Origin of the sequence: Pseudomonas fluorescens (genome assembly GCF_000967965.1) — a bacterium.
GTDB classification, from domain to species: Bacteria; Pseudomonadota; Gammaproteobacteria; order Pseudomonadales; family Pseudomonadaceae; genus Aquipseudomonas; species Aquipseudomonas grandcourensis.
This window is the reverse complement of the sequence record NZ_LACC01000040.1, coordinates 16879-25620: the sequence shown is the minus strand read 5'-3', so window position 1 is coordinate 25620 and position 8742 is coordinate 16879. Positions and strand designations below refer to the sequence as shown.

Below are 8742 nucleotides of genomic sequence, written 5' to 3'. Positions count from 1 at the left end.
CAATGGCGAGCCTGGCGATGATCGCGGTGTCCATGCCGAGCCCGGTGATGACAAAAGGAGCTGATTTACGCTGATTCCCATACAACACAAAACCCTGTGGGAGCGGCGGTGCGGCGATCCGACTTGCCCGCTCCCACAATTGATTGTATGAACCCTCTCCTTACAACCCACCCTCAGACTGATCCAGTTCCTCGCGCAAGAACTCAACCAGCGCCTGCACCGGCCGCGAACTCTGCCGGTGTTGCGGATAGACCGCCGACAACGTGAGCGGCTCCGGCCGCAAATCTTCCAGCACTTCCACCAGCCTTCCATCCTTGAGTGCCGAGCCGACAATGAACGTAGGCAAATACGTGATCCCCAGCCCGGCGATCGCCGCGTCCTTGAGCAATTCACCGTTGTTGACCCGCATCCGCCCGCTGACATTGACGCTCAATGGCTTGCCCTGCCCCGCAAAACGCCATTGCACCTGTCGACCATGGCCGTACGGCAGGCAGTCGTGACCGTGCAAATCTTCTGGCTTGAGCGGTGTGCCGCGTTCGGTCAGGTACGCGGGGCTTGCGCAGTACACCCGTTCAATGGAGGCAATGCGTCGGGCGATCAGTGTCGAGTCTTCCAGTGTGCCGATGCGCAGCGCCAGGTCGTAGCCCTCACCGAGCAAATCCACGGGCCGATCGCTCAAATCCACCTCCACCGTCACGTCGCGATAGCGCTGCAAAAACACCGGCAACAGGCACCCCAGATGCGCCAGTGCGAACGACAGCGGCGCACTCACACGAATGGTCCCCCGTGGCTCGGTGGTCTGGCCGGCGATGCCCTGCTCCACTTGCTCAACTTCGCTGAGCAGGCGCAGGGCTGATTCGTAATAGCTCTGCCCCAGCGGCGTGACATCCAGTCTCCGGGTCGAGCGATTGAGCAAGCGCACGCCCAGGCGCTCTTCGAGCTGCATCAAGCGGCGGCTGACAAACTGCTTGGACAGCCCAAGTTGATCGGCGGCTGCCGTGAAGCTGCCGGCGTCCATGACCTGGCAAAAAATACGCATATCTTCAAAGGGGTTCATTGTCACTTCCCGGTTGACAGTCAAACACTTTATAGCCGCTTTTTCCCTTCCAGGCATCCTATTAATCTGTGTTCACGGTGTTGCTCAAGCCTGAATCACAGAACTGGCAGCGACCTCATCCCAAGACTCTCAACGCCATCGGTTAAAAAGGATTTACCCATGAACCTCGTCCAGAAAACCCTGACTGCATCCCTCCTCGCCCTCGCCGTCGGCAACGCTTTTGCCGCAGGCAGCCCGGGTGTCGAACACAACACCCAAGCCTTCCTCGAAGCCCTCGCCGCCGGTGGTGGCAAACCGCTTGAACAACTGAGCCCGAAAGACGCCCGCGGGGTGCTGACCGGTGCCCAGGCGTCGGTGAAGGTTGACCTGTCCGGCGTGGAAGTCAGCGACAAGGCAATCAAGGTTGACGGTCAGACGATCAACCTCAAAGTGGTGCGACCGGCCAAGGTCAAAGGTGAACTGCCGGTGTTCATGTTTTTCCACGGCGGCGGTTGGGTGCTGGGGGATTTCCCGACTCACCAGCGCCTGATCCGTGACCTGGTGGTGGGTTCCGGTGCGGTCGCGGTGTACGTCGACTACACGCCGTCGCCGGAAGCGCATTACCCGACCGCGATCAACCAGGCCTATGCCGCGACCCGCTGGGTGGCCGAACACGGCCAGCAGATCAACGTCGACGGCAAGCGCCTGGCGGTGGCCGGCAACAGCGTCGGCGGCAACATGGCGGCGGTCGTGGCCTTGATGGCCAAGGAGCAGAAAGCCCCGGCTCTGCGTTTTCAACTGCTGATGTGGCCGGTGACCAACGCACAGTTCGATAACGCGTCGTACCAGCAATTTGCCGAAGGCCACTTCCTGACGCAAAACATGATGAAGTGGTTCTGGGACAACTACACCACCGACGCTGGCGAGCGTGCGCAGATTCATGCCTCGCCGCTCAACGCCAGCACCGAACAGCTCAAAGGCTTGCCGGCCGCATTGGTGCAGACCGCCGAGTTCGACGTGCTGCGCGACGAAGGCGAAGGTTACGCCCGCCACCTCGACGCGGCAGGCGTGCCGGTGACCTCGGTACGCTACAACGGCATGATCCACGACTTCGGCCTGCTCAATCCGCTGAGCCAGATTCCTGAAGTGAAGGCGGCGGTGCGCCAGGCTGCGCTGGAGCTCAAGACTCATTTGCAGTGAGACCAACCAGAATCGCCACACAGCGGCGTGTGGCGACACTGCTTTTTTGTGGCGAGGGAGCTTGCTCCCGCTGGGCTGCGTAGCGGCCCCAAAATCCAAGCAGTCAATGCCGACTTTGTGAGTGCTCCGCACTCAAGCGGGAGCAAGCTCCCTCGCCACAAAAACGCTCTTCACCTGCGCGACCTCATTTCTCCCGGAGCATCCCCATGTCCTTTCTCCTCGGTCACCTGCTCTCCCTGAGCACCCTGCTGCTGGCCATCGACACCCTGCTCTGGCACCTCGCGCCATTCAAGCATCGCGTCAGCCGGGTCGGTGTGCGCCTGGCGCTGTTTGTGCTGTTCAGCGCGGTGCTCATCAACGCCGGCGTCAGCCCGTTGCAGGCGCCCTTGTTTGCCGATGATCGCGTGGCGCAGTTGGGAGCCACGGCACTGGGGATTCTCTGGTGGCTGTACGCCGCGCGGGGGCTCACCGAAGTGATCGGCCTGGCCCTGATGCGGCGCATCGGCCACAGCGGCCGGCTGTTGCAGGATGTCATCGGCGCACTGGTGTTCCTGATTGCCGTAGTGGCCGCCGCCGGCTACGTGCTGGAGCTGCCGGTGAAAGGTTTGCTGGCGACCTCCGGCGTCGTCGCCATCGTGGTGGGTCTGGCATTGCAGAGCACCTTGAGCGACGTGTTCTCCGGCATCGTGCTCAACACCACCAAGCCGTACCAGGTCGATGACTGGGTTTCCATTGACGGTGTCGAAGGCAAGGTGCTGGACATCGACTGGCGCGCCACCCACCTGCTGACCAGCGCCGGCAGCACTGCGGTGGTGCCGAACTCGGTGGCGGCCAAGGCGAAGATCGTCAACCTCAGCCGCCCGACCAATATTCACGGCGTGTCGATCAGCATTCAGGTGCCGAACCACATCCGTCCGCGTCGGGTCCTCGATGCCCTGGACCGCACCCTTCAGGGCAGCAGCAGTCTGTTGCTCGATCCGGCGCCGAAAGCCGTGCTCAAGGAAGCCGGCGAAACCATGTCCGAATACGTGGCCAGCGGCTTCATCGCCGAACTGGGCAAAAAGGGTGAAGTGCGTAATCAACTGTTCGACCTGGCCCATCGGCACCTCGAAGCGGCTGGTATTTCCCGGCAACCCAATGGTGTGATCGAGCCGTCGACCCGCGCACGGGCCTTGCTCGATGAAGTGAAAATCTTCCGTTCCCTGAGCGCTGAGGAACGTGATCGCCTGGCCCAGAACATGGTGGCGCAGCAATACGCGGCCGGTGACGTGGTGCTGGATCTGGAAGAAGTACCGGACAGCCTGTTCGTCATTGCCACCGGCGTGGTCAGTGCCACCGTGCCCGATGGCAGCACGCAGATCGAAGCCGGGCGCATGGGGCCGAGCGAAGTCATGGGCGAACAAAGCATCCTCGCCGACACGCCGTCCCAGGCACGGTTCACCGCCATGACTTCAAGCATCATCTACCGCCTCGACAAATCCCTGACCCGCAGTTGCATGGAGCAACGACGGGAAGTCGACCGGGCGTTGAACAAGCTGCAGGCGGTGCGCCAGCAGAACAGCCGGATGGCGTTGATGGCCAAACCGGTGGCGGTCAGGAAAGGTGGGTTTTTGAGTTGGTTGCAGAACCGCTGATCAACAGATCACACAAAGCCCTGTAGGAGCGAGCCTGCTCGCGATAGCGGTGGATCAGCCAACATCGATATTGAATGGCAGACCGCAATCGCGAGCAGGCTCGCTCCTACAAGTGCAGCGTGCTTACCTGGCAGTAAATTTGGTGTAGCTGTTGATCAGATTGCGATAGTTCGGCAGGCGTTCCGACAGCAGGTTGGCCAGGCCTTCCATGTCATTGCGCCAGTCACCTTGCAGCTCGCAGGCTACCGAGAACCAGTTCAGCAGGTGCGCACCAGCGGCCGACATGCGTGCCCAGGCCGCTTGTTGCACGGTGGTGTTGAAGGTGCCGGAAGCGTCGGTCACCACAAACACCTCAAAGCCCTCGGCAATGGCCGACAGGGTCGGGAACGCCACGCACACGTCAGTCACCACACCGGCGATGATCAGTTGCTTGCGACCGGTGGCCTTGATCGCCTTGACGAAGTCTTCGTTGTCCCAGGCGTTGATCTGGCCCGGGCGTGCAATGAATGGCGCGTCCGGGAACTGCGCCTTGAGCTCCGGCACGATCGGACCGTTCGGGCCGCTGTCAAAACTGGTGGTGAGGATGGTCGGCAGTTTGAAGAACTTGGCGATGTCGCCCAGCGCCAGCACGTTGTTCTTGAACTCGTTGGGCGAGAAATCCTGTACCAGCGAGATCAGACCGGTCTGGTGGTCGACCAGCAATACCACGGCATCGTCTTTGTTCAGGCGTTTGTACGGAACGTTGCTCATTGGAAACTCCTTGATGGATGGTTGTCGCAGTCAGCGCCGACCTGTTGGGCCGGCGTTTTTTTTGAATTCGTCAGAAGGCAAAACACGAACAGCCAAAGGCGCCCCAGAAACCGGCGAAATCGCTGACCGGCGCATTCGACAGGCGCGCCCGTTCATGACTGTGGGAGTGCACCGCACACGGGCCGCTGCAATGGTGAGCCTGAGCCTGCATCGGCGACGTCGGGCGCCAGTGGCCCGGCACCTTCACCACCGGCGACCAGTCCGGCAGCACCGGCACGCTGGCCGGCCCGAGCTTCTCGAAGTCACCGGCGCCGTACACCACCTTGCCGCCGACCACGGTCAACACCGACTCGATCCACTTGATCGCCTCTTCATCGACGCTGAAAAAGTCCGCGCTGAGGGCTGCAACGTCGGCCAATTGCCCGACCTTGATCTGGCCCTTCTTGCCTTGCTCCGACGAGAACCAGGCGCTGCCGTGGGTGAACAGTTCCAGAGCAGTCAGGCGTGAAAGGCCTTCGGCGTGCAACTCCATACCGCCGACGGTGCGACCACTGACCATCCAGTACAGCGAAGTCCACGGGTTGTAGCTCGACACCCGCGTCGCGTCGGTACCGGCGCCCACCGGTACGCCCTCGGCCAGCATGCGTTTGATCGGCGGCGTGGCTTCGGCCGCTTTCGCGCCGTAACGCTCGACGAAATATTCACCCTGGAACGCCATGCGATCCTGAATCGCAATGCCGCCACCCAGCGCCCTCACCCGCTCGATATTCTGCGGGGTGATGGTTTCGGCGTGGTCGAAAAACCACGGCAAGCCGTTGAACGGAATGTCGCGATTGACCTTCTCGAACACGTCGAGCATGCGGCTAATGGATTCGTTGTAGGTGGCGTGCAAACGGAACGGCCAGCGTTGCTCCACCAGATGGCGCACTACCGGCTCCAGTTCGGCTTCCATGGTTTGCGGCAGGTCCGGGCGCGGTTCGAGGAAGTCTTCGAAGTCCGCCGCCGAGAACACCAGCATTTCCCCGGCACCGTTGTGCCGCAGGAAATCGTCGCCCTGGTGCAGCTTCACGCTGCCGGTCCAGTTCTTGAAGTCGGTCAACTCTTCCTTGGGCTTCTGGGTGAACAGGTTGTAGGCGATGCGCACGGTCAATTGCTCGTCCTTCGCCAACTGCTCGATCACCTGGTAATCGTCCGGGTAATTCTGGAAACCGCCGCCGGCATCGATGGCACTGGTCAGGCCCAGGCGATTGAGTTCGCGCATGAACTGACGGGTCGAGTTGACCTGATACTCCAGCGGTAGCTTCGGCCCCTTGGCCAGGGTCGAGTACAGAATCATCGCGTTGGGCCGCGCCACCAGCATGCCGGTCGGCTCGCCGTTGGCGTCACGCACGATCTCGCCACCCGGCGGGTTCGGCGTGTCGCGGGTGTAACCGGCGACGCGCAACGCGGCACGGTTGAGCAAGGCGCGGTCGTACAGGTGCAGCACGAACACCGGCGTGTCCGGTGCCGCCTGATTGAGCTCGGCCAGGGTCGGCATACGCTTCTCGGCGAACTGGAATTCGTTCCAGCCACCGACCACCCGCACCCACTGCGGCGTCGGCGTGCGGTCGGCCTGATCCTTGAGCATGCGCAAGGCATCGGCCAGGGACGGCACGCCTTCCCAACGCAGTTCGAGGTTGTAGTTCAGGCCGCCACGGATCAGGTGCAGGTGCGAGTCGTTGAGCCCGGGAATCACGCAGCGGCCCTTGAGGTCGATCACCTGGGTGTTCGAGCCACGCAGGGCCATGGCCTGGGCATCGCTGCCCACCACGACAAAACGACCGTCGCTGATCGCCACGGCGCTGGCGAGCGGTTTTTCGCGGTCAACGGTATGAAATTGACCATTGAACAGAATCAGATCGGCGTTCATCACGGTTCCTCATGCAATGTGGAGGGAGACAGCCAGGGCGCGAACAGGCGCGTCGCCATGGGCATGAACAGGTAAACCACCGACAGCACGATGGTCAGAGTGATCAGGAACGTGGCAACCACGTAGTTGGAGAGAAATGCATTGAGCTGAAGCAGCGGCCCCCAGAGCAGCGGCACCAGCAAGGTGTGCGGCAGGATCACCAACAGAGTCACCACGGCCTGCTTCCAGCGCGGCGGTGGCGTACCGGCTTCGGCCTGGGGCGAGAACCAGAACTCGTTGACCGGATTGACTTCGGTCTGGTCACCATCGGCCAGCATCGGCGCGGCTTCGTTGACCAGTTCCTGGCGTTGCGGTGAGTCGAGCCAGCGCTGCATCGCCTCGGTCGAGCAAAAGCGCAGCACGCAGGTGTAAGTGTCGAGGCCGGCATTCTTGCCACGCACCACATCCACACCCAGGTGCCCGACGTTCTGCGCGGCCACCTTGACGATGTTGCGTAGCCAGGCTTCATAGGGCACTTCGAAACCGGCCTTGACCCGGTGTTTGACGATCAGGGTCACCACCTCATCAGGCCCGGGACTGGCCGGCTCACGGCGATTGAGATCAGACATAACGCAAGGCTCCGGCAAAACGGACATTGAGCGCCAGCCGTCCCGGCCCGGCGATGAAAATGCTGGTGAACACGATCAGCAACAGCCAGCCGAACTGGCCTTCGAAGAGCGTCCACTGTGGATGCACGATCAACATCGACACCCACAGCAAAAACAGAATAGGCAAACATGCCAGACGCGCCAGCATCCCGGCGACGATCAGCAGCGGGCACACCACCTCGGCGAAAATCGCCAGCAGCAGCGTCAGGTTCGCGCCCAGGTGGAAAGGGTCTTCGATGTTTTGCAGCTCGGTACTGTAGTGAAGCAGCTTGGGCAAACCGTGCACCCACAACAGGAACAACCCGCCGCTGACCCGCAGGAACAGCAGCCCCCAGTCTTGCGCCCGATCATCACGTCGCGAAGCGTCCATGGCCCACCCGCACAAATGAAAAACCACCGGCGTCGATGCGCCGGGACTGGATTCGATAGTGCCGGGATGGGGGGAGGAAAAATTGAATGTACGTGCTCTGTTTGCGGGTGCGACAAAGATGCGCAATTCACCTGCAAAGCGCAGTCCCTGTGGCGAGGGGGCTTGCCCCCGCTGGGCTGCGAAGCGGCCCTAAATCCAGCAACCGTGATGCTTCAGGCAAACCGTGTTAACCGGTTCTACGACTGCTGCGCAGCCGAACGGGGGCAAGCCCCCTCGCCACAGGGATCAGTGGTTAGTCTTGCGGATCGATATTATCCAGCGCCCGATTCACCGCCAGTTCGCCCAACATGATGATCTGCGCAATGCCCAACAGCGCGTTGCGATGAGGGCTTTGCAGAAATCCCGCAAGGTCGCTGGCCATGATGCTGGCCGAGGCCAGGGATTCGCAGGCGTGGGCCAATAGCGTTTCGGTGTTGATGTCGGGGGCGATGACAAACATCGTGCTGGGTTTGTGCGATGGAGCCGGATCTTTTGCGGGGTTTAGGTAGTGATCCAGCGCGCGGTCGGCGGCTTCGTGGAGCTTTCTGGAGTCGAGCGAGTCGTAGGGGGAAACGTCGTCGGATTGCGGGGGATTGGGGGTTGGTTTGCACATGGTCAAGCTCCTTGATCAATGGAGCCGCCACAGGTCGCTGCTAAACGAATTGGGTGGCGGCTGTACGCGGGTTAGCAGACCAGGGATCAAGGAACCCGGCGCACCGAAGTGCCCCACGCACAGCCACCAAATTGCAGACCGAAATGATCTTGAGGTGACACTGGCGAGCCTTGAAATTTACCGAGCTGCTAAACCCGATCGCTGCATGGACAGCGACACGGAGAACGTTAGAGATCATGGCCAAGACTCACAAGCCGGCGGATTCTGGCGTAGTTGTAGGCAACGACGCAAGGCGGTGTGGCTTTCAGGAATAGAGGCTGACGGCTTTTAAACGGGGCTGTCAGAACGCTGCATATTCCTTGTGGGAGCGAGCCTGCTCGCGAAGGCGGCATTACATCCGGCATTGATGTTGACTGATCCACCGCTATCGCGAGCAGGCTCGCTCCTACAGTTGGGCTGGGAACATTCGAAAGAAATTGGTCGGCTGGCAGGCCGCCATCGCGAGCAAGCTCGCTCCCACAGAAGAGCAAAGGCAGAGCAGCCC

General features: G+C 61.4%; 8 protein-coding genes. 2 read left to right on the top strand and 6 right to left on the bottom strand.

From position 1 onward, the window contains the following. Nucleotides 1-160: 160 nt before the first annotated feature. Entirely contained in the window at nucleotides 161-1057 is an 897-nt protein-coding gene (locus tag VC35_RS25895; protein ID WP_046043454.1) for a LysR family transcriptional regulator, read from the bottom strand. A gap of 159 nt (nucleotides 1058-1216) precedes the next feature. Here VC35_RS25895 and VC35_RS25890 point away from each other — a divergent pair, with 159 nt between their 5' ends. Together VC35_RS25890 and VC35_RS25885 are read left to right on the top strand one after the other, a co-directional pair. Further along, nucleotides 1217-2236, top strand: coding sequence for an alpha/beta hydrolase (locus VC35_RS25890; protein ID WP_046043452.1), 1020 nt, complete (start codon nucleotides 1217-1219; stop codon nucleotides 2234-2236). A 206-nt stretch (nucleotides 2237-2442) separates the two neighbouring features. Next, nucleotides 2443-3870: a mechanosensitive ion channel family protein gene (locus tag VC35_RS25885; protein WP_046043451.1), complete on the top strand. Its 1428-nt coding sequence runs from the start codon at nucleotides 2443-2445 to the stop codon at nucleotides 3868-3870. Nucleotides 3871-3993: 123 nt separating this feature from the next. Here the strand turns inward: VC35_RS25885 and ycaC are convergent, their stop codons facing one another. The 5 genes from ycaC to VC35_RS25860 form a co-directional block, all read right to left on the bottom strand. Beyond that, entirely contained in the window at nucleotides 3994-4620 is a 627-nt protein-coding gene (gene ycaC, locus VC35_RS25880; protein ID WP_046043449.1) for an isochorismate family cysteine hydrolase YcaC, read from the bottom strand. A 70-nt stretch (nucleotides 4621-4690) separates the two neighbouring features. Beyond that, complete coding sequence (locus tag VC35_RS25875; RefSeq protein WP_046043448.1) at nucleotides 4691-6529, bottom strand: amidohydrolase; 1839 nt, start codon at nucleotides 6527-6529, stop codon at nucleotides 4691-4693. After that, nucleotides 6529-7137, bottom strand: coding sequence for an antibiotic biosynthesis monooxygenase (locus VC35_RS25870; protein ID WP_046043447.1), 609 nt, complete (start codon nucleotides 7135-7137; stop codon nucleotides 6529-6531). The genes VC35_RS25875 and VC35_RS25870 overlap by 1 nt, the downstream gene beginning before the upstream one ends. Next, complete coding sequence (locus tag VC35_RS25865) at nucleotides 7130-7546, bottom strand: DoxX family protein (protein ID WP_046043445.1); 417 nt, start codon at nucleotides 7544-7546, stop codon at nucleotides 7130-7132. Before VC35_RS25865 ends, VC35_RS25870 begins: the two co-directional genes overlap by 8 nt. Before the next feature lie 292 nt (nucleotides 7547-7838). Then, complete coding sequence (locus VC35_RS25860; protein ID WP_046043444.1) at nucleotides 7839-8198, bottom strand: DUF6124 family protein; 360 nt, start codon at nucleotides 8196-8198, stop codon at nucleotides 7839-7841. Between the last annotated feature and the right edge of the window lie 544 nt (nucleotides 8199-8742).